At 67.1% G+C, this 22,004-nt stretch carries 21 protein-coding genes, 1 tRNA gene and 1 pseudogene; 13 read left to right on the forward strand and 10 right to left on the reverse strand.

Features of this window, described 5'->3' with window-relative positions; translation table 11 throughout:
* Positions 1-40: 40 nt before the first annotated feature.
* The 3 genes from phoU to ACNA7R_RS12970 all read left to right on the forward strand — a co-directional run bounded on the left by phoU (position 41) and on the right by ACNA7R_RS12970 (position 2,748).
* Positions 41-706: a phosphate signaling complex protein PhoU gene (gene phoU, locus ACNA7R_RS12960; RefSeq protein WP_416283982.1), complete on the forward strand. Its 666-nt coding sequence runs from the start codon at positions 41-43 to the stop codon at positions 704-706.
* A complete protein-coding gene (locus ACNA7R_RS12965; RefSeq protein ID WP_416283983.1) occupies positions 706-1,389 on the forward strand; it encodes a PhoU domain-containing protein in 684 nt (227 codons plus the stop codon). The genes phoU and ACNA7R_RS12965 overlap by 1 nt, the downstream gene beginning before the upstream one ends.
* A 183-nt stretch (positions 1,390-1,572) precedes the next feature.
* On the forward strand, positions 1,573-2,748 hold the full coding sequence (locus ACNA7R_RS12970) for a CobW family GTP-binding protein (RefSeq protein ID WP_416283984.1): 1,176 nt from the start codon (positions 1,573-1,575) through the stop codon (positions 2,746-2,748).
* Here ACNA7R_RS12970 and ACNA7R_RS12975 read toward each other — a convergent pair.
* Positions 2,743-2,901 (reverse strand): hypothetical protein, encoded by a 159-nt coding sequence (locus ACNA7R_RS12975; RefSeq protein ID WP_416283985.1) that lies wholly within the window; start codon positions 2,899-2,901, stop codon positions 2,743-2,745. The genes ACNA7R_RS12970 and ACNA7R_RS12975 overlap by 6 nt on opposite strands.
* Positions 2,902-3,019: 118 nt before the next feature.
* On the opposite strand from ACNA7R_RS12975, the gene ACNA7R_RS12980 reads away from it, so the two are divergent.
* Positions 3,020-3,187 (forward strand): hypothetical protein, encoded by a 168-nt coding sequence (locus ACNA7R_RS12980; protein WP_416283986.1) that lies wholly within the window; start codon positions 3,020-3,022, stop codon positions 3,185-3,187.
* Between the two features lie 32 nt (positions 3,188-3,219).
* On the opposite strand, the gene ACNA7R_RS12985 is transcribed toward ACNA7R_RS12980, so the two are convergent.
* From ACNA7R_RS12985 to ACNA7R_RS12995, 3 genes are all read right to left on the reverse strand, one after another.
* On the reverse strand, positions 3,220-3,876 hold the full coding sequence (locus tag ACNA7R_RS12985) for a phospholipase D family protein (RefSeq protein ID WP_416283987.1): 657 nt from the start codon (positions 3,874-3,876) through the stop codon (positions 3,220-3,222).
* An 89-nt stretch (positions 3,877-3,965) separates the two neighbouring features.
* Positions 3,966-4,745, reverse strand: coding sequence for an endonuclease/exonuclease/phosphatase family protein (locus tag ACNA7R_RS12990; RefSeq protein WP_416283988.1), 780 nt, complete (start codon positions 4,743-4,745; stop codon positions 3,966-3,968).
* 250 nt (positions 4,746-4,995) lie between these two features.
* Positions 4,996-6,156, reverse strand: a complete 1,161-nt coding sequence (locus ACNA7R_RS12995) for a glutathione-independent formaldehyde dehydrogenase (protein WP_416283989.1) — start codon at positions 6,154-6,156, stop codon at positions 4,996-4,998.
* Between the two features lie 194 nt (positions 6,157-6,350).
* Between ACNA7R_RS12995 and mobA the strand changes: the two genes are divergently transcribed.
* From mobA to ACNA7R_RS13010, 3 genes are all read left to right on the forward strand, one after another.
* Positions 6,351-6,986 (forward strand): molybdenum cofactor guanylyltransferase, encoded by a 636-nt coding sequence (mobA, locus tag ACNA7R_RS13000; protein ID WP_416283990.1) that lies wholly within the window; start codon positions 6,351-6,353, stop codon positions 6,984-6,986.
* Positions 6,987-7,189: 203 nt separating this feature from the next.
* Positions 7,190-8,929, forward strand: a complete 1,740-nt coding sequence (gene ilvD / locus ACNA7R_RS13005; protein ID WP_416283991.1) for a dihydroxy-acid dehydratase — start codon at positions 7,190-7,192, stop codon at positions 8,927-8,929.
* A 65-nt stretch (positions 8,930-8,994) separates the two neighbouring features.
* Positions 8,995-9,150 carry a hypothetical protein gene (locus ACNA7R_RS13010; protein ID WP_416283992.1) on the forward strand — a complete coding sequence of 52 codons (156 nt, stop codon included), beginning with the start codon at positions 8,995-8,997 and terminating at the stop codon, positions 9,148-9,150.
* Positions 9,151-9,156: 6 nt separating this feature from the next.
* On the opposite strand, the gene ACNA7R_RS13015 is transcribed toward ACNA7R_RS13010, so the two are convergent.
* From ACNA7R_RS13015 to ACNA7R_RS13025, 3 genes are all read right to left on the reverse strand, one after another.
* Positions 9,157-10,545, reverse strand: coding sequence for a cell surface protein (locus ACNA7R_RS13015; RefSeq protein WP_416283993.1), 1,389 nt, complete (start codon positions 10,543-10,545; stop codon positions 9,157-9,159).
* Between the two features lie 273 nt (positions 10,546-10,818).
* Positions 10,819-11,250, reverse strand: coding sequence for an adenylyltransferase/cytidyltransferase family protein (locus ACNA7R_RS13020; RefSeq protein WP_416283994.1), 432 nt, complete (start codon positions 11,248-11,250; stop codon positions 10,819-10,821).
* A gap of 91 nt (positions 11,251-11,341) precedes the next feature.
* Positions 11,342-11,836, reverse strand: a complete 495-nt coding sequence (locus ACNA7R_RS13025; protein WP_416283995.1) for a Mov34/MPN/PAD-1 family protein — start codon at positions 11,834-11,836, stop codon at positions 11,342-11,344.
* Positions 11,837-11,941: 105 nt separating this feature from the next.
* On the opposite strand from ACNA7R_RS13025, the gene ACNA7R_RS13030 reads away from it, so the two are divergent.
* Positions 11,942-13,849 carry a DHH family phosphoesterase gene (locus tag ACNA7R_RS13030; RefSeq protein ID WP_416283996.1) on the forward strand — a complete coding sequence of 636 codons (1,908 nt, stop codon included), beginning with the start codon at positions 11,942-11,944 and terminating at the stop codon, positions 13,847-13,849.
* Positions 13,850-13,895: 46 nt separating this feature from the next.
* Complete coding sequence (locus ACNA7R_RS13035) at positions 13,896-17,447, forward strand: PAS domain S-box protein (protein ID WP_416283997.1); 3,552 nt, start codon at positions 13,896-13,898, stop codon at positions 17,445-17,447.
* Between the two features lie 22 nt (positions 17,448-17,469).
* On the opposite strand, the gene ACNA7R_RS13040 is transcribed toward ACNA7R_RS13035, so the two are convergent.
* Complete coding sequence (locus ACNA7R_RS13040) at positions 17,470-17,793, reverse strand: hypothetical protein (protein WP_416283998.1); 324 nt, start codon at positions 17,791-17,793, stop codon at positions 17,470-17,472.
* Between the two features lie 123 nt (positions 17,794-17,916).
* Between ACNA7R_RS13040 and ACNA7R_RS13045 the strand changes: the two genes are divergently transcribed.
* A complete protein-coding gene (locus ACNA7R_RS13045) occupies positions 17,917-18,861 on the forward strand; it encodes an A/G-specific adenine glycosylase (RefSeq protein WP_416283999.1) in 945 nt (314 codons plus the stop codon).
* Here ACNA7R_RS13045 and ACNA7R_RS13050 read toward each other — a convergent pair.
* Together ACNA7R_RS13050 and ACNA7R_RS13055 are read right to left on the reverse strand one after the other, a co-directional pair.
* Positions 18,858-19,418, reverse strand: a complete 561-nt coding sequence (locus ACNA7R_RS13050) for a hypothetical protein (protein WP_416284000.1) — start codon at positions 19,416-19,418, stop codon at positions 18,858-18,860. The two genes, ACNA7R_RS13045 and ACNA7R_RS13050, sit on opposite strands and share 4 nt — an antisense overlap.
* Before the next feature lie 314 nt (positions 19,419-19,732).
* Positions 19,733-19,807: transfer RNA gene (locus ACNA7R_RS13055), tRNA-Val, on the reverse strand.
* Positions 19,808-19,988: 181 nt separating this feature from the next.
* Here ACNA7R_RS13055 and trpD point away from each other — a divergent pair.
* The 3 genes and pseudogenes from trpD to ACNA7R_RS13070 all read left to right on the forward strand — a co-directional run.
* A complete protein-coding gene (gene trpD / locus ACNA7R_RS13060; RefSeq protein ID WP_416284001.1) occupies positions 19,989-21,017 on the forward strand; it encodes an anthranilate phosphoribosyltransferase in 1,029 nt (342 codons plus the stop codon).
* On the forward strand, positions 21,014-21,673 hold the full coding sequence (locus ACNA7R_RS13065; RefSeq protein WP_416284002.1) for a phosphoribosylanthranilate isomerase: 660 nt from the start codon (positions 21,014-21,016) through the stop codon (positions 21,671-21,673). The genes trpD and ACNA7R_RS13065 overlap by 4 nt, the downstream gene beginning before the upstream one ends.
* Positions 21,670-22,004: pseudogene (locus ACNA7R_RS13070) on the forward strand (anthranilate synthase component I); the annotation flags it as partial. The gene ACNA7R_RS13065 and the pseudogene ACNA7R_RS13070, both read left to right, overlap by 4 nt.

The following is a 22,004-nucleotide window of genomic DNA, read 5'->3' on the forward strand; positions in this document are numbered from 1 at the left end:
AGCGCGTCGAGGACTACATCACCGGCAAGTTCGGCTAACCATGTCACGAACGGACTACCAGCGGCAACTCGAGGAACTGCGAACGAACGTCGTGGAGCTGTCGGAGCTGGTCTGTCGCCGGCTCCGGCGGGCCCTCGAGGCGTACGAACGGAAGGACGAGGAGCTCGCCGAGTCGATCATCACGGGCGACCACGAGATCAACGAGCGGTACCTCGAGCTCGAGCGGCGCTGCATCGAACTGATCGCGCTCCAACAGCCCGTCGCGAGCGATCTGCGATTCGTCGCGTCCTCGTTCAAGATCATCACTGATCTCGAACGAATCGGCGACCTCGCGGTAAACATCGGGGAGTACACTCAGCAAGCGAGTCGGGACCGGTACCAAGACATCGACATCGCGTTCATCGGCGAGGAGACCGTCGACATGGTCGAGGAGGCGATCGAGGCGTACGCGAACGACGACGCGGCGACGACCTACGACGTCGCGTCGGCCGACGACGAGATCGATACGCTCTGCGAGCAAGCGAGCGAGGTGGTGATCCGGAACCTTCTCGAGACCGAGATCGGGATCGGCGACGAATCGCCGTTCGAGGACGTCTCCCGGATGCTGCTGACGATTCGCGATCTCGAGCGGGTCGGCGATCACGCGGTCAACATCGCCGCGCGAACGCTGTACATGGTCGACAACGACGACGGACTGATCTACTGATGAGCCAGTACGATTCGGCAAACGGCCGGGAGCCCGTCGAGCGGAAGGTTCAGCTGGCGGGCAACTCCACGTTCGTCGTTTCGCTTCCCAAAGAGTGGGCACTCGCACAGGAGCTCGAGTCCGGGATGTCGATGCATCTCTACCCCCACGAGGATCGCGTCGTCGCGTCGGCGGAACCCGTCCCGGACGCGGACCGGAGCGCGACCGTCGACGCCGCGGCGGTCGACGACGAAACCGTACTGAGACGCGTTCGCTCGGCGTACGTCGTCGGCCGTCTCGTCGGCGTCGAGATCGTCGAGGACACCGGAGAGCGGATGGTCGTGCGGGACCTGCTCGACGTCGACGACGTCTCGCTGCCGCAGACGATCGTCCAGACGCGTCAGCTGGCCCTGGAGATGCACGCTGACGCCCTCGAGGCGCTGGCGCGAAACGACGAGGAACTCGCCCGCCGGGTGATCGATCGGGACGACGAGGTCGACCGGCTGTTCGCGTTCGTCAGCCGCGGGTTCAACCGCGGTCTCGAGGACGTCCTCGAGACGATCGAGGAACTGGATCGTCGGCTCTCCGAGAGCGACGACCCCGACGCCTACCGGTACGGAACCGTCCTCGAGAGCCTGCGTCGGACGGCGTCGATCGCCGGCAACGTCCTCGAGGTGACGAGCGAGGCGACGGTCGACGGGTGATACGGACTGCTGTACGTCGTCGATGGTGCAACCGCAGCACGGGTCGCGGTTGCACCGGTAAACCGGTACAGCAGTCCGTACGAGTCGCGAGCTGCGGGACGGGACATCCTCCCGTCTGCGTGTCGGATCCATTCGAGCCACCCGCGCCGTTTAGTAGCCGGCTTCCGTGGTAAACGGTAGGACATGACAGGAACGGACGCCGATCGGATCCCGGTGACGATCGTCAGCGGCTATCTCGGGGCCGGCAAGACGACGCTGGTCAACCACCTGCTCACGAACGAGGCGGGGTACGAGATCGCGGTGATCGTCAACGACATGGGCGAGATCAACGTCGACGCCGACCTGATCGCCCGCGAGAACGAGGACGAAGGGGTGATCGACCTCTCGAACGGCTGTATCTGCTGTCGGCTGCAGGGCGACCTGCTCGAGGAGGCGCGTCGGCTCGCCGAAACCCGCGAGTTCGATCACCTGCTCGTCGAGTCGTCGGGGATCAGCGAACCGATTCCAGTGGCGCGGGTCTTTCTCGAGGGCACCGAGGAGAGCGAGATCGATCCCACCGAGCTGTTCCGGCTGGACACGATGGTCACCGTCCTCGACACCTACGGCTTCTGGAAGGAGTTCGACGCGGGTGCGACCCTCCCCGAGGGCGCCGAACCCGACGCGGAACGCCCGCTGAGCGAGGTGCTGGTCGAGGGGATCGAGTTCTGCGACGTCCTCCTGTTGAACAAGACCGACATGGTTCCCGACGACGTCCTCGAGGAAATCGAGACCGTCGTCGATCGCCTCCAGCCCCGCGCCGAACGGGTGCGAACGACGTACTCAGAGATCGATCCCGACCTCGTGCTCGGGACCGGTCGGTTCGACTTCGAGGATGCAAAGCGCTCCCAGGGGTGGAAACGCGAACTGCGCGGCGAAGGTCACGGTCACGGGGGTCACGAGCACGGAGACGCGAAAGGGGAACACGAACACGAGGAGGACGGCCACGACCACCACCACGGGCCCGGACAGTCCGCTGCTGCTATCCACGACGTCTCCTCGTTCGTCTTCCGGGCCGACGACCCGTTCCGACCCGACGAGCTAGGTGAGTGGTTCGAGGACTGGGACGGGGCGATCATCCGCGCGAAGGGGGTCTGCTACGTCGCCGGCCGCGAGGAGGTGATCGGCCTCAGCCAGGCCGGCCCCGCGGTGCAGGCGGGACCGATCGGCGAGTGGCGACCCGACGACGACCGGCGGACCCAGCTCGTGTTCATCGGCCGCGAGATGGACGAGGAGCGAATTCGGGAGGAACTCGAGGCGATGCTCGTCGACCCGCACCAGCGGGACGGAGCCGAGAGCTGGGCGGATCCGTTCCCGCTATGACTCGAGCTCGTCGCTGAGTTCGTCCCAGGACTCGTGAAAGCCGTGGGTCGACTGCGTCGTCGCCGACTCGGGGAGGGCGCCCTGGTAGACGTCGTCGTACTCGAGGAGCTGCCCCCAGCCGTCGGTAAACGAGTAGTTGCAGTACTTGCACATGGGGCGGGATAGCACCGACGCCGACATACGTTTTGCCGTCGCCCCGGCGGTCTCGAGGCTGCAGTTCGGTCGGTCCGAAGAGCCATATCGCTGCGTCGCCGAGGACGCCCACCCAACGATGTCCCCGAACCGAAACGGCGCGTACGTCGGCAGTTCGACCGACGTCGTCGAACGATCCTGCGATCACTGCGACTGGCACGCGGTCGAGGACGCGTACCCCGCCCTGATCGAACGCTACCAGGACCACCTCCGGGACGCGCATCCGACGGTCTGGCTTCGGCGGTAGCCACGCCGAGGTGTCGCTGCCGACGGGCCCGCTCAGAGGAGGCGAAACGATACCGAGAGGACCAGGAGGAGCAACAACACCGGGACGACTCGGATCGCGACGTCGCGGACCGAGAGCAGCCGCGCCTTGTTGGTCCAGTTGGTGAGCGTGCCCCCGATCAGGACGGGAGCGAGGAGGTCGCGACGTCGAAGCGGTTCGGACGCCGCCACGATGTCGTCGACCCAGTCGAGAAACTGCGCGACGTCCGGATGGTCGCTGTGCTCCCGTCGCAGGACGACGTTCAACTCGACGTTGTACTCGAAGGCGACCTGCGTAATGTTCCCGGAGCCGACGATACAGATCGGATTCGGCCCGTCGCGGACGTAGAGCTTCGCGTGGAGTCCCCGGGGCTGTTTGTACAGCGACACCTGGCCGTAGTCGTCGAGCGCCCAGAGGTCGCGGGCGATCCGCGCCGAGAACTGATCCGAGGCGGGGCCGACGATCGCCACGAGTTCGTTCTCCCGGGAGCGCTCGAGAAAGGAGACGACGGCGTCCCGGATCGCGAGATACCCCTGGTAGGTGAAGTAGCCGCTGACGAGGTAGACCGTCCCGTCGCCGTCGAACAGCTCGATCAGCGCCTCGCGGAACCTGACGTCGGAGTCGTCCGAGTGCAACAGGTCGATCGTCGGCTCGGTCTGGGGCTCGTTCATCGGTTACGCCCTCTATCGAGGGCCACGGATTACAGCGTTTCGAGAGCCCCGTCACGGCTGCAGACGAGCGAGAGACCGCCAGCGTCGCCTCACCGGGCCGTCTCGAGCACGATCGGTCGGTGATCGGAGAGCTGGACCTCGAGGACGTCGCAGCGCTCGACCTCGATCGACGGCGAGCAGCAGAACAGATCGAGGCTCCGGGAGTCGACGAAGAGGTCGTCGAGCGGCCGCGAGGGGACGGTCTCGCCCGGAACTCGGAGCTCGAGGCCCGCCCGGTCGGCGAACGCGGCCAGCGATCCCGTTTCGTCGAAGGTGTTGAAGTCCCCGGTGACGATCACGTCCCGGCCGTCGGCTCGCGTCGCGATCAGTTCGGCGAGCTGTCGGAGCTGACGGCTCCGGCTCCGGGCGCCCAGCGAGAGGTGAACCGCGAACAGGACCGTCTCCGCGTCGAGTTCGACCTCGAGGACGAGCCGTTTGCTCCCGGCGGAGAGGTAGTGTGCGTCGGTCGACCGCTCCGACTGCGAGAGGACGGCGTTTCCGAGGTGGCCGAAAAACGGCAGCGACCCGGCGACGCCGCCGTCGCCGTACTTGTTGGCGACGTCGCCGCCGTAGGCCAATCCCCGATCACGGAGCGAGTCGACCAGCGTCCGAAACTGGCCGTCGGTGGCCGTCCGGTGGGAGCCGCGGTCGACCTCGAGCAGCGAGACCACGTCGGGGCGCTCGCGGTCGATGAGCGAGACGAGCGACGCGAGCGCTCGGTGCTCCGTCTCGGCGTCGCCGAGAAGCGACGCGACGGGGGGTGGGGCGTACCCCCACAGCACGTTCTGGTAGCCGAGCAGGTAGCCGGCGTTGCAGGTGAGAAGCTTCATTGCGTTTGAAACGAGTGCGAATAACTGCTCGTTCTCTCGGTGTCGGGGACTGAGAAAGATAAACGTTCACTTTCGATACGGCCCGCGCGAGGGGTCGGACGGGAGTGATCGCCCCGGCGTCTCTCATCCGCGAGCGGGCGAGTGCCGCGCTACCGGTGAGGCGTGGCTCATACGGTTTACTGTAAGTCATTTCCGGCGCAACCGCGACCCGGGCGGCGGTTGCGCCGGTAAATCGTTACAGGAATCCGTATCAGGGCTCGAGCAGCACCTTGACGACGCCCTCCTCGCGGTCGTCGAAGCGCTCGTACATCTCGGGGGCCTCCTCGAGGTCGACCCGGTGGGAGACGACCCAGCTGGGGTCGGCCCGCCCCTCGATGATCATGTCCCGGAGCTGGCGGTTGTACTGCTTGACGTTGCACTGCCCGGTGCCGAACTTGTGGCCCTTCTCGAAGAGCTTCCCGAAGTCGATGCCGAGCCGACCCTGCTGGGCCATCTCGTCGGGTCCGCCGGGATCGGAGGGGACGTACAGCCCCGGAATGCCGAGCTGGCCCGTCGGCCGCACCGTCTGGATCAGCTGGTTGAGCACGACCGCGGGGTTCTCGCGGGCGGGGTCGTAGGCGTCGTCGCCCGGGTCCGTTTCGGGATCGATCGCCTGGTAGCCGACGGCGTCGACGCCCTTGTCGACCTGGTCGCCGTGTGCCTCGACGATCTGATCGACGGGATCGCCCTCCTCGAAGTTGATCGCGTGGGCGTCGCAGTGGTCCTCGGCCATCTCGAGGCGGCTCGGAACCCGGTCGACGACGTAGATTTCGGAGGCGCCCTGGATCTTCGCGCTGTAGGCGGCCATCAGGCCGACGGGGCCGGCGCCGTAGATGGCGATCGACTCGCCGGGCTGGAGGTTCGCCAGCCGGGTGCCGTGCCACCCCGTCGGGAAGATGTCCGCGAGCAGCGCAAACGAGTCCTCGTGTTCGTCGCCCTCGGGCAGTTTCAGCGCGTTGAAGTCGGCGTACGGAACGCGGAGTTTCTCGGCCTGGCCGCCCTTGTACGGCCCCATCGCGACGTAGCCGTAGGCGCCGCCGGCGAAGCCGGGGTTGACGTTCGTACAGAACCCCGTGTAGCCGTCCTCGCAGTTCTGACAGAACCCGCAGGCGACGTTAAAGGGCATGACGACCCGGTCGCCCTCCTCGAGGGTCGTGACGGCGTCGCCGACCTCGCTGACGATCCCCATGTTCTCGTGGCCGAAGACGATTCCCTCCTCTGCCGCGGTTCGGCCCTCGTACATGTGGAGGTCCGACCCGCAGATACAGGTCGTCGTGATGTCGACCATCACGTCGTTCGGATGCTGGAGTTCCGGTTCATCGACTTCCTCGACGGCTACCTCGTGCGGTCCCTGGTATACGACAGCGTTCATTGACATTCGATATCAGACTCCACGGTACCTGCCACGAATCTCCGGGTAAAGGTTGCTGTGATAACACTACCGATCGTTGTGTGTGATTGCTACTCAGTTACGGACGGTTAGTATCGACTCGAGTGACGGAGTTAGACGATCGGTTTCGAGTCGGTCCCGACAGCTATTACGGCCCGCCACCCCAAGCGCCGACTATGAGTTCCCAGCGATCACTATCGGGGGTCGTTCTCGCGGGCGGCTACTCGACCCGGTTCGGCGAGGCCGACAAGGCGGTCGCGGATCTCGCGGGAACGCCGATGATCCGGCGGGTTGCCGATCGGCTCGCGACCGTCTGCGACGAACTCGTGATCAACTGCCGCGAGGACCAGCGCGGGGCGATCGAGGCGGCGATGACCGATTTCCCCGAACCGATCACGTTCGCGATCGATCCCGAACCCGATCGCGGGCCGCTGGCCGGGATCGCCGTCGGCCTCGAGGCCGCGAGCCGGGAGTACGCCGCCGTCGTCGCCTGCGACATGCCGTTCGTCGACCCCGCCCTGCTCGAGGCGCTGGCCGACCGCGCCGATAGACGGGACGGGGCGCTCGTCGAACTCGAGGACGGCTGGTACCAGACGACCCAGGCGGTCTACCGGGCCGATCCGATGGCCCGGGCCTGCGCCGACGCCCTCGAGGGCGAGGACGGGCGGATCCTCGCTGCCGTGGAGGACCTCGACGTCGTCGTCGTCGACGAGAGCGAACTCGAGGGGATCGGCGAGGGAACCTTCGAGAGCATCGATACGAAGGAGGCGCTCCGGGAGGCGGCCGCCAGGTTCGAGACACCGAGTCACTGATACTGTCGGACGAAACTATTCGAAGATCGATCGCTCAACTGCGGCCGTTTCCCGAGGCAACGGCCGCGAACTCGCGATCGCCTTCTCTCTGACTTCCGTCCGACAGTATGACCGCCGACCCGAACCCGTTAGCCGACGCGCCGATCGCCAGCAACCCTTGAGGAGAAGGCGTGACTTATGTCCCCTCGAGACAAGGGCCGACCATGAGCAGCGACGATCGGTTCGACCACGGGAAAGACGAGCGCCTGCAGAGCCGCGAGGTCACGGAGGGCGCCGAGAAGGCCCCCCACCGCGCGATGTTCCGCGCGATGGGGTTCGACGACGAGGACCTCTCCTCGCCGATGATCGGCGTGGCGAACCCGGCTGCGGACATCACACCCTGTAACGTGCATCTGGACGACGTCGCCGACTCGGCCCTCGAGAGCGCCGACGCGGCTGGCGGAATGCCCATCGAGTTCGGCACGATCACGATCTCCGACGCGATCTCGATGGGAACCGAGGGGATGAAGGCGTCGCTGATCTCCCGGGAGCTAATCGCCGACAGCGTCGAACTCGTCAGCTTCGGCGAGCGCATGGACGGCCTGGTCACGATCGGGGGCTGCGACAAGAACATGCCCGGCATGATGATGGCCGCCGTTCGAACGGACCTTCCCTCCGTCTTTCTCTACGGCGGGTCGATCATGCCCGGCGAGCACGAGGGCCGGGACGTCACCATCGTCCAGGTGTTCGAGGGCGTCGGCGCCTACGGCACCGGCGAGATGGACGCCGAGGAGTTGGACGACCTCGAGCGCAACGCCTGTCCCGGCGCCGGCTCCTGTGGCGGGATGTTCACCGCGAACACGATGGCCTCGGTCTCGGAGGCGCTCGGCCTCGCCCCGCTGGGCAGCGCCTCCCCGCCCGCGGAGGACGAGGAGCGGTACGACGTCGCCGAGCGCGCGGGCGAACTCGCCGTCGAGGTCGTCGAGGCCGACCGCCGTCCCTCCGACATCCTCACCCGCGAGTCCTTCGAGAACGCCATCGCGCTCCAGACCGCGATCGGGGGCTCGACCAACGGCGTCCTCCACCTGCTGGCGCTGGCCCGCGAGGCCGGAATCGACCTCGAGATCGAGGACTTCGACGAGATCTCCCGACGAACGCCCAAGATCGCCGACCTCCAGCCCGGCGGCTCCCGCGTGATGAACGACCTCCACGAACTCGGTGGCGTGCCGATCGTGATCCGTCGGCTGCTCGAGGCGGACCTGATCCACGGCGACGCGATGACCGTTACCGGACGGACGATCGCCGAGGAACTCGAGCACCTCGAGACCGAGCGCGGACTCCCGGACGACGAGGAGATCGAGGCCGACTTCCTCTACACCGTCGACGAGCCCAAACAGGCGGAAGGCGCGATCAAGATCCTGACGGGCAACCTCGCGCCCGGCGGCGCCGTGCTCAAGGCCACGGGCGAGGATCAGTTCCACCACGAGGGCCCCGCCCGGATCTTCGAGACCGAAGAAGAGGCCATGCGGTACGTCCAGGAGGGCGACATCGAGAGCGGCGACGTGATCGTCATCCGTAACGAGGGTCCCCAGGGCGGGCCCGGGATGCGCGAGATGCTCGGGGTCACCGCCGCGGTCGTCGGCGCCGGCCACGAGGACGACGTCGCGCTGATCACCGACGGACGGTTCTCCGGCGCGACACGGGGACCGATGATCGGCCACGTCGCTCCCGAGGCCGCCGTCGGCGGTCCCATCGGCCTGCTCGAGGACGGCGACGAGATCACGGTCGACATCCCCGACCGTACCCTCGAGGTCGACGCGGGCGACGAGGAACTCGAGGCTCGTCGCGAGGAGTGGGACCGACCCGACCCGGCCTACGACGCCGGCGTGCTGGCCAAGTACGGCCGCGACTTCGACTCGGCGTCGAACGGCGCCGTAACCAATCCGGGCGTCAAGCGGGAGTAGCCTCCCTTCGATTTCCTGCACGGGGCTTTCCCGGCCCCGTCTCCGACTACCGAACAGAGCGAGGGATGCACAAGTACTGTCTCGAGTGTGACTGGCAGGCGAGCACGGACGACGGGGACACCGAGCAGGAGGTCTCGCGGAAGGCGATCGAACACTTCGTCGAGACCGGCCACGCGGTGGACTCGATACGGCTCCCGCCGTCCTGCGTGATCAAAAACTAGCGCCGATCAGAACGGCGGCGAGTTCGGGATCTCGCCGTCGGCGTCGCCGAGTACCCGAACACCCAGCCCGTGGAAGTCCGGAATCGCCGGCGCGTCCGCTTCTCCCTCCTGTGCGGCCTGAACCTCGTCGTCGTCGTAGTCGTCGATCGGATCCGGCTCGACGACGTCGACGATCTCGCGGCTCTCGATATCGAGCACCGAGAAGCCGGGGGTGACGCCGGTCGCGGCGTGTGGATCGCCCGACAGCGGCGCGGGACCGCGCAGGGTGACGAACATGTACTCGCCGTCCGGCGAGGTCCACATGATGTCGGGCGCGTCGCGCTCGGCGGGGTCGTCGGACTGGGCGGGGCCGTAGGCGTCGATCTCCTCGACGACCTCGTCGGTCTCGGGGTCGACGACGACGCCATCGTTGGTCTCGCGGTTCAGCACCCACAGCTCCTCGCCGTCGGGGGTAAACCAGAACCCGTGGGCGTCGACGCCTCTCGTACTCTCGCCGTCGACGACGATCTCGTCCGCCTCGACGTCGTAGACGTAGTACTCGCCGACGCCGTCCTCGCCTTCCTCAGGGTCCGAGGGGAGGCCGGCGGTGAGGTAGAACTTCCCGTCCTCGAAGTGGGGCATGGTTCCGCAGTTGGCCGGCAGTTCGTCGCCGGAGTAAGCCCGTTCGACCTCGAAGGCCTCGTGGTCGACGATCACGACGCCGGCGTCGTGGTAGCTCGGACCGAGCGTGTGGATCGACCGTCCCTGGCCGTCGAACTGGTGGCAGATCGGACTCGCCGACTCGATGCCGGCTTCCTGGACCGTCTCGTCTTCGGCCAGCTCGAGGCGGTCGACCTCCTCGAAGGACTCGTTCTCGAGGTCGGCGTCGACGCGGGCGACCGCCTCCTCGTCGATGACGTCGACGTGGATGTACTCGTCGTCGGGCGAGAAGATCGCCATGTGCGAACCGGGGCCGGTCTCGACGTCGCCGACGAGCTCGTAGTCCTCGGTCCGGAAGACGAGGACGCGCCGGCCGGCCGTACAGGCGACGGCGGCGTACTCGTAGTCCGAGCTGAAATCGATCATGTGGGGGACGATGTCGGCGTCGGCCGCGATATCGACGCCGACGTCGTGGAGGTCGAGACACTCGACGCGGTCGAACTCCGTCTCGCCCTCTCCGGGCTCGTAGACGTGGATCGTGTCGGTTCCCTGATCGAGCGCCCACACCTCGTAGTCGACGTCCTCGAGTTCGGTCGCGTCGTCGGTTTCCTCGGCGTCGTCGCCGTTGGCGTCGTCGTCACCGGTCGCGTCGTCGGTCTCGTCGCCGTCCGTCTCGCTGAGACAGCCGGCCACGGCGACGATTCCCGCGGTCGTGCTTCCCGCGATGAACCGCCTGCGGGTGGAGTTCGTCTGCATACCGACACACTCCGTACTCCGACCTCAAAAGTTTGCGGGTTTCAGGCCCTCTACCCCGAGAATTTCGGTTTTCGACCCGTAGGAAGAGGCAAGATTTGACCACCCGAACGGATTCCGAGCGTCGAAGAGGCGAGCTACCGACCGTTTCGGTCGAGCCCCTCGGTCCGGCGTCCGAAAGAAGCGGACCATATTTCCGCTACCTACGTTCTCCCGTGCGCATATATTTTCTACAATCACGGATAGCTAACTATCGCTCTCCATCGTCGAGAGCGATCAGCCACGCCGTTCGAGGATTCGATCGATAATCAGCCGCGTCGACAGGATCTCGTCGTCGGCCGCCGGCTCCCGCGCGCTCGCCCGACGGACCTCGCAGTCGACGCCGCGCTCCTCGAGGGCCCCGCGGATCGCGTCGGCGTCGTGGTGCTGGTCGTGGCCGAGCGCGATCACGTCGGGGTCGATCTCCTCGATCGGAACGAAGATGTCCTCCTCGTGGCCCAGCAGGGCCTCGTCGACGGCCTCGAGCGCGCCGACGACGTCCCGTCGCTGGCTCGCCGGACAGATCGGCGCCTCCTTGTGATCGACGTTCGCCTTGCGGGCGACGATCACGTACAGTTCGTCGCCCATCGATGCTGCCTCCTCGAGGTAGTGGACGTGGCCCGGGTGGAGGATGTCGAACGTTCCCTGGGCGATGACCGTGCGAGTCATGTCGCCGATCCCGCCTCCGCCGTCGCCGTCACCGGTCGTCGATCGGTGTCCGAGTCGTCGGTCGCCTCGAGTGGGAGAGTCGCGTTCGGAGTCATTTGAGATCCTCGTCGATGTCGGCCTGCGTGAAATCGAAAAAGTCGTCGCTCTCGGGCAGTTCGACGTCGATCACGTTCAGCGTCGTCGGCTGCCCCTGGGAGTCGAAGGCCTTCCAGTCGGTTCGGCGGTAGGGCGCGCCGATGATGACGTGGACGCTTCCCCTGCCGAACGTCTCCAGATCCGCACCGCTGGGACGGAGCACGCCGTTGGGGTGGGAGTGGACGCTACCCAGCGCCTTCACGTCGTTGGGAATCTGGCTCGTCCGGACCGTCGCGCTGACGCTGTTCGCTTCGGTTCCCGGCACGACGAGCACGTCCGTGATGACGAGCCCGCTTCGCTCGAGCCCGAGTTCGCGAGCCTCGGTACCCCGCAGAAAGCCCATGTACTCGTCGGGGTGGGCGGCCTCGGAGGACTCGATGGCGAACTCGAGGGTCTCCTCGGCGATGCCGAGGACCTCGCTCGAGCGAAACAGCGCGTCGAACAGCCCCATACCCTCCCATCCGGGCTTCCGGTTGCTAAACGTTCCGAAAGGCCACCCGGCGGGTCGGCAGGCTTAACAAGGGTTATACGCGCCCGTCACAAACAACGGCCAACGATGACTGCTGAGCCCGCCGGAGAATCCGGCGCGGACGACGGGGATTCCGTCGTCTACGATCTCGCTGCCGACTGCACCGCAGACGACCTCGAACAGGGCCGGCCGTATCTGGCCGAGATCAACGGTATCGTCGACTACGGCGTCTTCGTCGACCTCTCGGACTCGATCTCGGGACTCGTCCACGAGTCCGTCCTCGAGGGCACCTACGCCGTCGGCGACGAGCTCGTCGTCGAACTCGAGTCGATCCGCGAGAACGGCGACATGGCGTTCGAGCCGGTCGACGTCGACGACTACACCCTCGAGTCGGTCTCCCGGGACTACGCGCTGACCGGCACCGACCGCCTCGAGGCCAACGTCGGCGACCAGATCCACGTCGAGGGGAAAGTCGTCCAGGTCAAACAGACCGCGGGCCCGACGATCTTCCACGTCGCCGACGAGCAGGGCGTCGTTCCCTGCGCCGCCTTCGAGGAGGCGGGCGTCCGCGCCTACCCTCGCATCGAGGTCGGCGACGTCGTCCGGGTCACCGGGATGCCCGAACACCGCGAGGGCGCCGTCCAGATCGAGGTCGACGGCCTCTCGAAACTCGAGGGCGAGGACGCCGAGGAGGCCCGCGAGCGACTCGAGGCCGCCCTCGAGGAACGGGCCGAGCCCCACGACGTCGAGCCGCTGATCGACTGGCCCGCCTTCGAGAAGCTCCGACCGAACCTGCAGGAGGTCGCGAAACTGCTGCGCCGGACGGTGCTCGAGGGACGCCCCATTCGAGTCCGCCACCACGCCGACGGCGACGGGATGTGCGCCGCAGTACCGGTTCAGATCGCCCTCGAGCGGTTCATCGCCGAGGTCCACGAGGACGAGGACGCCCCCCGACACCTCATCAAGCGGCTGCCCGCGAAGGCGCCGTTCTACGAGATGGAAGACGCTACGCGCGACCTGAACTTCGCGCTCGAGGACCGCGAAAAGCACGGCCAGCAGCTTCCCCTCCTGTTGATGCTCGATAACGGCTCGACGGCCGAGGACGTCCCGGCCTACGAGACGCTGGCCCACTACGACATCCCCATCGTCGCGCTCGACCACCACCACCCCGATCCCGACGCGGTCGGCAAGCTGCTCGACGCCCACGTCAACCCCTATCTCCACGACGAGGACTACCGCATCACGACGGGGATGCTCTGTGTCGAACTCGCGCGGATGATCTACCCCGACATGACCGACGAGCTCCGTCACGTCCCCGCCGTCGCCGGCCTCGCGGATCGCTCGAAGGCCGACGCGATGGACGACTACCTCGCCCTCGCCGCCGAGGAGGGGTACGACGAGGAGCGGCTGAAGGACGTCAGCGAGGCGCTCGACTACGCCGCCTTCTGGCTGCGGTACAACTCCGGCGACCAGCTGATCCAGGACCTGCTCCAGGTCGACTCCGACGACGAGGAGCGCCACCGCGAACTCGTCTCGTTCTTCGCCGACCGCGCTCGCGAGGAGGTCGACGAGCAGCTCGAGGCCGTCATGCCCCACGTCGAACACGAGGAGCTCGACAACGGCGCCCACCTCTACGGGATCGACGTCGAGAACTACGCCCACCGCTTTACTTACCCCGCACCGGGCAAGACCACCGGCGAACTCCACGACCGCAAGATCGAGGAGACGGGCGACCCCGTGATCACGGTCGGCTACGGTCCCGACTTCGCCGTCCTCCGCTCGGACGGCGTTCGCCTCGACATCCCGAACATGGTCTCGGAACTCGAGGACGAGATCCCCGGCGGCGGCGTCTCCGGCGGCGGCCACCTCGTCGTCGGCTCGATCAAGTTCGTCAAGGGCAAACGCGAGGCGGTCGTCGACGCCCTGATCGAGAAGATGGCCGAGGCCGACATCGACGAGGCGCTCTCGAGTGCGGCGCTGATCGACGACGACTGAGAAGCGGCCACACTCCTTATCCGTCCGAAACGACGATGAGTTCGGAATGAGTTCGTCCCGAGACGACGCAGCGTTCGACGACCGTTCGAGTCCGCAGGCGATCGTCGCGGAGCTGTCGGAACTGGCGCTCCGGGCCGAGGACGCCGAGGAGCTGCTGGACGCGGTCGTCGACGCCACCAGCAGGGCGCTCGACGCCGACTCCGTTCTGCTCTTCGAGCGATCTCCCGACGGAAACTGCGCGGTGTGTCGCCGGAGCGCGGGAACGAGCGACGGGATCGCGTCGGCGACGGTCTCGATCGACCACGAGGACTCGCCCCTCGTGCGGGCGGTCACGGGCGACGAGTCCGTCGTCGTCGACGACCTGCACCCGGATCGGGGGACCGAGTATCCGGATCGGCTGCTCGAGCGCGGCGTCCGGAGCGGGCTCTGGGCGCCCGTCGGCACCGACGACCCCTGGGGCGTCCTCGAGGTTCGCGCCGCGGCGCCGAACGCGTTCGACGCGGACGACGTCGCGACGCTGCGAACGATCGCGAACGTCCTCGCGGGCACGCTCGAGGACGACCGGAGGGATGCCCGGTTGGACGACGAGTGGACCCGCACGCAGTTTCTGGAACGGAGCCCGGTCGGAATCACGGTCGTCGACGCGGACGGCGAACTGCGCTTCGCCAACGAGCGCGCCGAGGAGATCCTCGGCCGGAGTCGTGCGGAGATCGTCGACTCCAGTCACGACGACCCGCGCTGGGGGATCGTCGACACGAACGGGGAGCCGATCCCGCCCGCCGATCTGCCGTTCGAGCGCGTCCTCGAGACCGGCGACCCGGTTACCGACGCGGAGATCGGCGTGACTCGACCGGACGGGACGCGGCGCTGGCTCTCGATCGACGGCACACCGTTGCGCTCCGATCGGGACGGTTCGCTCACCGGTGCCATCTTCGCGCTCGCGGACGATACCGAGCAAAAGCACCTCGAAGCCGAGTTCGAGGAGATGCTGGATCGGGTGACGGACGCCTTCTACGCGCTCGACGACGAGTTCCGGTTTACCCACGTCAACGACCGCGCCGAAGCGTTGCTCCAGCGCTCCGAATCCGAACTGCTCGGCGAACGACTCTGGGACGTGTTTCCGAGTGCAGCGGACAGCGCGGAGGTGTGGGATAGTTTCCACACCGCCATGGAGTCCCAGGAGCCGACCAGCTACGACCGCTACTTCGAGCCGCTCGAGTTCTGGATCGAGGCGAACCTCTACCCGTCCGAGACCGGTGTCTCGGTCTACTTCCGGGACGTCACCGAACGGAAGGAGCGCGAGCAGGAACTCGAGCAGTACCGGGCCCTGACCGAGGCGGCGAGGGACGTCGTCGTCACGATCGACGAGCGGAACACGATCCGATCGATCAACCCGGCGGTCGAGGACGTCTTCGGGTACGACCGGGACGAACTCGTCGGCGAACCGCTGACGGTGCTCATGCCGGATCGGCTCGAAGGGCCGCACCGTCGCGGCCTCGAGCGGTACCTCGAGACCGGCGAGCGGGAACTCGACTGGGAGTACGTCGAACTGACGGGCCTTCGCGCGGACGGCTCCGAGATCCCGCTGGCGGTCTCGTTCAGCGAAGTCGAGTACGAGGGCGAGCGGTTTTTCACGGGAATCGTCCGCGACATCACGGACCGACACGCACACGAACGGCAGTTACGCGAGGAGCGAGACCTCACGGATCGAATCATCGAAACCAGCCCGACGGGGATCATCACCGTCGGGGCCGACGGCACCTTCGAGCGAGTCAACGCCCGCGCCGAGGAGATCATGGGCTACTCGGGGGCAGAGCTCGAGGAACTCGCCGGCAGAACGGCCGACCTCGATCCCGTGAAACCCGACGGCGATCCGTTCTCGGTCGACGAGATTCCGACCCGACGGGTCCTCGGGGACGGCGAGACGATCCACGACCTGGAGATCGGGTTACGGCGGGCCGACGGGCGACGGATCTGGCTGTCGATGAGCGGCACGCCGCTGTACGAGGACGGCGAGATCACAGGTGCGGTGTTTACCTTCGTCGATATCACCGAACGCAAGCGGATCGAAACCGACCTCCGGGAGAGCGAGGCGAAGTTCCGGCAGGTCGCGGAGAACGTAGAGCAGGCCATCTGGCTGAGCAGCGCGGAGAAAGACGAGATGCTCTACGCGAATCCCGCGTACGAGGCGATCTGGGGCCGAAGTCGCGACTCGCTGTACGAGGAGCCGACGTCGTTCGTCGACGCGATCCATCCGGAGGATCGGGACCGCATCCTTGAGGCGCTTCCCGAGCAGCGCGAGGGGACCTACGACGAGGAGTACCGCGTCGTTCGACCGGACGGCGAGGTACGCTGGGTTCGGGATCGGGCGGTTCCGATCCGCGACGACGACGGTGACGTCTACCGGATCGTCGGGATCGCAAGCGACGTCACCGACCAGCGGACGGTCGAACGGGAACTTCGCGAGCGGGAGCAGGAACTCTCCCGACTGATGAGCAACGTTCCCGGCATGGTCTACCGCTGCCGGAACGAGCGCGGCTGGCCCATGGAGTTCGTCAGTGAGGGCTGCGAGGAGCTGACCGGGTACAGCTCGACCGTCCTCGAGCAGGGGGACGTGCAGTGGGGAACCGACGTCGTCATCCCGGCGGACCGCGGGAAGCTCTGGAAACGAATCCAGACGAACGTCTCCGATCGGGAGCCGTTCTCGACGACCTACCGGATCGAAACCGCCAGCGGGGACGAACGGTGGGTCAAAGAGACCGGGCGGGCAGTCGTCGAGGACGGCAGCATCGAGACCATCGAGGGAGTCGTCATCGACATCACCGAGCGCAAGCGCTACCAGCAGCGACTCGAGGAGACGAACGAACGGCTCGCGCGGACGAACGAGCGCCTCGAGCGATCCAACGAACGCCTCGAGAAGTCGAACGAGCGCTTAGAACAGTTCGCCTACGCCGCGAGCCACGACCTCCAGGAACCCCTGCGGATGGTATCGAGCTACCTCCGACTGATCGAGGACCGCTACGCCGAGGCGTTCGACGAGGACGGACGGGAGTTCCTCGCGTTTGCCGTCGACGGCGCCGACCGAATGCGCGAGATGATCGACGGGCTGCTCGCGTACTCCCGGGTGGAGAACCAGGGCCAGCCCCTCGAGCCCGTCGACCTCGAGAGCGTCCTCGAGGACGTACGCGACGACCTCCAGCTCCGGCTCGAGGAAAGCGACGCGGTGCTTTCGGTCGACTCCTTGCCCCGCGTCGAGGGTGACGCCAGCCAGCTCCGACAGCTGTTCCAGAACCTGCTCGAGAACGCGATCGAGTACAGCGGCGAGACGCCTCCGAAAATCGAGGTCGAGGCCGAACGGGACGGCGAGACGTGGATCGTCTCGGTCAGCGACGCGGGAATCGGTATCCCCGACGGCGAATCCGATCGCGTCTTCGAAGTGTTCGAACGACTCCACCCCGTCGACGACCACGCTGGACCCGGGATCGGACTCGCGCTCTGTCAACGGATCGTCGAGCGCCACGGTGGGGAGATCCGGGTCGACTCCGAGCCCGGCGAGGGGTCGACGTTCTCCGTGACGCTGCCGGCCGCTCAGAACTGATACCGCCGCTCGCGCTCGTCGGTTAGAACTGGTACCGTCGCTCGTCGTCCATGCTCGGGTACTGGTCGGCGCCGGTCATCTCGTCGTAGGTCATCCCCGAGAGGTACTCGTCGTAGGTGACGTCGTAGCTCGAGCGCAGCTGGAAGTCGAGTTTGCCGCTCTCGACGGACGTCTGGAACAGCACGTGGATCGCCCGGCGGACGAGTTCGTCGGCATCCTCGGGCTCGAGGGCCGCCTCGAGCAGGGCGAGTTCGTTTCTGGTCTCCCGGTCGAGGGTGACCGACAGCTCGTCGCCGACGTCGGCGTACGACTCTCGGACGTCGTCGTTGAGGTCGTCGAGGCTCATACGGGAGCGGAGTCATGCGGGCCGGATAGACCTTTCGTGCTCGCTCGACGAGCGGTCCTCGAGCGCCTTCGAATCGCAGGCCGATTCAGTAGACGTAAGCCGGGGGAGTCGCTAGAACGGCCGATGAGTGATGCCGACGCCGACGTCGACTCCGGGGCCGACGAGCCGTCGGTGCCCGAGGACTGCGAGCCCGTCCGCGAGTCGCTGATCGCGTGGTACGAGGCCGACCACCGTTCGTACCCCTGGCGCGAGACCGACGACGCCTACGCGATCCTCGTCAGCGAGGTGATGAGCCAGCAGACCCAGCTCGACCGGGTCGTCGACGCCTGGGAGGGGTTCCTCGAACGCTGGCCGACGACCGCCGACCTCGCTGGGGCGGATCGGGCCGACGTCGTCGGCTTCTGGACCGACCACAGCCTCGGCTACAACAACCGCGCGAAGTACCTCCACGAAGCCGCCCGGCAGGTCGAGGCGGAGTACGGCGGCGAGTTTCCGGAGACGCCGGCCGAGCTCCAGGAGCTGATGGGGGTCGGTCCCTATACCGCCAATGCGGTCGCGAGCTTCGCGTTCAACAGCGGGAACGCGGTCGTCGACACCAACGTCAAACGCGTGCTGTATCGGGCTTTCGACGCCCCCGACGACGATTCGGCCTTCGAGGAGACGGCCAACGAGCTGATGCCCGCGGGTCGCTCGAGGGTCTGGAACAACGCCGTCATGGAACTCGGTGGGGTCGCCTGCCGGCAGACGCCCCACTGTGACGAAGAAGGATGTCCGTGGCGCGAGTGGTGTTCGGCCTACGAGACGGGCGATTTCACCGCCCCGGATGTGCCGACCCAGCCCAGTTTCGAGGGAAGCCGCCGGCAGTTCCGCGGACGCGTGATCGGAACCTTACGGGAGTACGACGAACTCGAGCTGGACGCGCTCGGCCACCGGATTCGGGTCGACTACGCTCCCGGCGGCGAGTACGGGCGTGAGTGGCTCGAGGGGCTGCTCTCGGATCTCGCGGACGACGGACTGGTCGACCTCGAAAAACGGGACGGGACGACGGTCGCGCGCCTCGAGCGCTAACTTTCCGACGCCTCCTCGAACGGCGCCTCGACCTCCTGGGCCGCGTCGGTGTCGACGAACACCGCAAACAGCGCGCCGAGCAGGGTCCCGTACAGCACGTGGCCGGCGAGGCTCTCGGCAGCGATTGCCGGGAACGCGGGGCCGCCACCGCCGATCGAGATTACGACGGTCGCGGCGATGACCGGGAGCAGCGCCCAGACCGCCAGCCCGTAGACGAAGCCGGCGAGGACGAACCGCACCGCCGGACCCGTCTCCTCGAGGACGTCGAACTGGGTGTCGGCGGTGATCGTCCCGAGGATCGGCTCGCGCGAGACGAGCGCACCGAACACGACCCCGAGGACGAGCCCGTGGAACAGGTGGAACACCCAGCCGAGCCCGCCGGCCGTATCGAAGCCGTAGATCCCGGGGATGGTGTCGGTCACGATCTCGGGATCGACGACCCACAGCAGCGCGCCGAAGAGCAACGATCCGACGATTCCCCCGATCGCGCCGCCGAGCAGCCAGTTCGTGCTGCCGCCGAGGCCGTAGTCCGTGGGACTTGCGGATTGTGTGCTCATACCAGTCGCGGCTAGCCCGATGGTGCGGAAAAGTGTTGCACATAAAACACAAGATCGGCGGGAGCGGCCGTGAGTGGGTGGGTTTGGAGTGTTCTCGGTCGAAAGCGACGGGGTCTCGAGTGGCGGTGGCGGTCGATGTATGCGGTAGTGGATCACTTCACGTGTCGCTCGCCAGTCTACGAAAGAGGGACTGGGGCAGATTTGAACCACGGTTGTTCCGCTCACTTCGTTCGCTTCACTCCCTGGTTCAAACTGCCGAACAATTTCTGACGAACGCACTCCTCACTGCGTTCGTCGTGTTAGTTCGTCAGAAATGGGTTGGGGCAGATTTGAACTGCCGGCCTCCTCCATGTCAAGGAGGTGTCATAACCAGACTAGACCACCAACCCGCCTGGTTTCGCGTCCGTGGCGTCGGGCGCCACCTCGCCTGCACTCGTTTGTTGCCCGCCACCGTAATTGAAGGTTTCGAATCGTCCGCTGTGCGTAACTCGGCCCCACGGACCGGCGACACGCTTAAGTTGGTGTACTCATTTGGACATTATAAGACAACTACGTACATTGGTGTTCACTATGCAGGAGTTCATCGAGCGGGTGGCCGACGGGAAGGATCTCACACAGAAAGAGGCTCGAGCGGCGTCGACGGCCGTCTTCGAGGACGCGACCGACGCCCAGATCGGCGCGCTGCTGGCGGCCCTGCGGGCGAAAGGCGAGACCGAGGCCGAGATCGCGGGCTTTGCCCAGGGAATGCGCGAGGCCGCACTGACGATCGATCCCGCCCGGACGCCGCTGGTCGACACCTGTGGTACGGGCGGGGACGACTACGACACGATCAACGTCTCGACGACGAGCGCGATCGTCGCCGCCGGCGCGGGCGTCCCGGTCGCCAAACACGGCAACTACTCCGTCTCCTCGTCCTCGGGCAGCGCGGACGTCTTAGAGGAGGTCGGCGTCGAGATCGAGGCCGAACCCCCGGCCGTCGAGGACGCCATCGAGCGCGACGGGATCGGCTTCATGCTCGCGCCCGTCTTCCACCCGGCGATGAAGGCCGTCATCGGCCCGCGCAAGGAACTCGGCATGCGGACCCTGTTCAACGTGCTCGGGCCGCTGACCAACCCCGCGGGCGCGGACGCCCAGGTCGTCGGCGTCTACGATCCGGACCTCGTTCCCGTGCTCGCCGACGCCCTCGCACGCATGGACGTCGAGCGCGCGCTGGTCGTCCACGGCGCCGGCACCGACGAGATCGCGATCCACGGCCGAACGACGGTCGCGGAGGTCGAGGGCGTCGACGTCGAGGAGTACACCCTCGAGCCGGCCGACCTCGGCCTCGAGGAACGCGCCATCGAGGAGATCGCGGGCGGCTCACCGACCGAGAACGCGGCCGACATGCGCGGCATCGTCGAGGGCGACGTGGGCGGTGCGAAGCGGGACGTGATCCTCGCGAACGCCGGCGCGGCCGTCTACGTCGCGGGCGAGGTCGACTCGCTGACCGCGGGCGCGGACGCCGCCCGCGCGGCTATCGACGCCGGGGACGCCGCGGCCAAACTCGAGCAGCTCTGCGCGCAGAATCGAGCCCGGACGCCGACCCAGGAGGGACGATGACGCGGGTGAAGGTCTGTGGCACCACCGACGAGGACGACCTCGAGGCAGCCGTCGACGCGGGCGCGGACGCGATCGGACTCATCTCCGAGGTTCCGGTCGACACCCACCGCGAGATCGCCCCCGACCGCGCGCGGTCCCTCGCCGCGGCCGCGCCCCCGTTCGTGACGACCGTGCTCGTGACGATGCCCGAGACGCCCGAGGCGGCGATCGAGCTGGTCGAGGCGGTCGGCGCCGACGCCGTCCAGCTTCACGGGACGCTCGAGCCCGACGCCGTCGCGACCGTCCGCGAGGCGGTCGATACGACGGTGCTTGTCGTCCTCGAGGCGGACGAGACCGACGCGGCGACCGCGGAGGCGTACGACGCGGTCGCCGACGGGCTGCTCGTCGACACCCCCGCGGCCGATGGGGGCGGCGGCACCGGCGAAACCCACGACTGGAAACTGACCCGCGAACTCGCGGCGGACCTCGATTCCCCGCTCGTGCTCGCCGGCGGGCTAACGCCCGAGAACGTCGCCGACGCGGTTCGGGCGGTCGAGCCGTTCGCCGTCGACGTCGCGAGCGGGATCGAGAACGCCGAGGGGCGCACGGATCCCGAGACGGTTCGGGAGTTCGTCGAGCAAGCGAAACACCCGTCCGCGGCGATCGCCCACACATGAGCGACCCCGAACGATCGCCGACCGCCTCGAGTGTGCTGGACGTCGACCGCGAGGCGTTCCGGGAGTTCGCCGAATCCGACGAATCCCGTCCCGTCGTCGTCCGGGCCGTCGCCGAACTCGAGGTCGAGACGTCGCCGCTTTCGGCGTACGCGGCCCTGACCGGCCGCTCCGAGGGGAGCGACCGTGAGCGCTCGCCGTACGCCTTCCTGCTCGAGAGCGCCGAAAAGACCGCCTCGAGCGATCCCGACGGGGCCTTCCGGCCAAACGCCACCCGGGCGGACCGTCACGCCCGCTACTCCTACGTCGGCTACGATCCCGAGGCTGTCGTCAC

Origin of the sequence: Natronococcus sp., assembly GCF_047921035.1 — an archaeon.
GTDB lineage: Archaea > Halobacteriota > Halobacteria > Halobacteriales > Natrialbaceae > Natronococcus.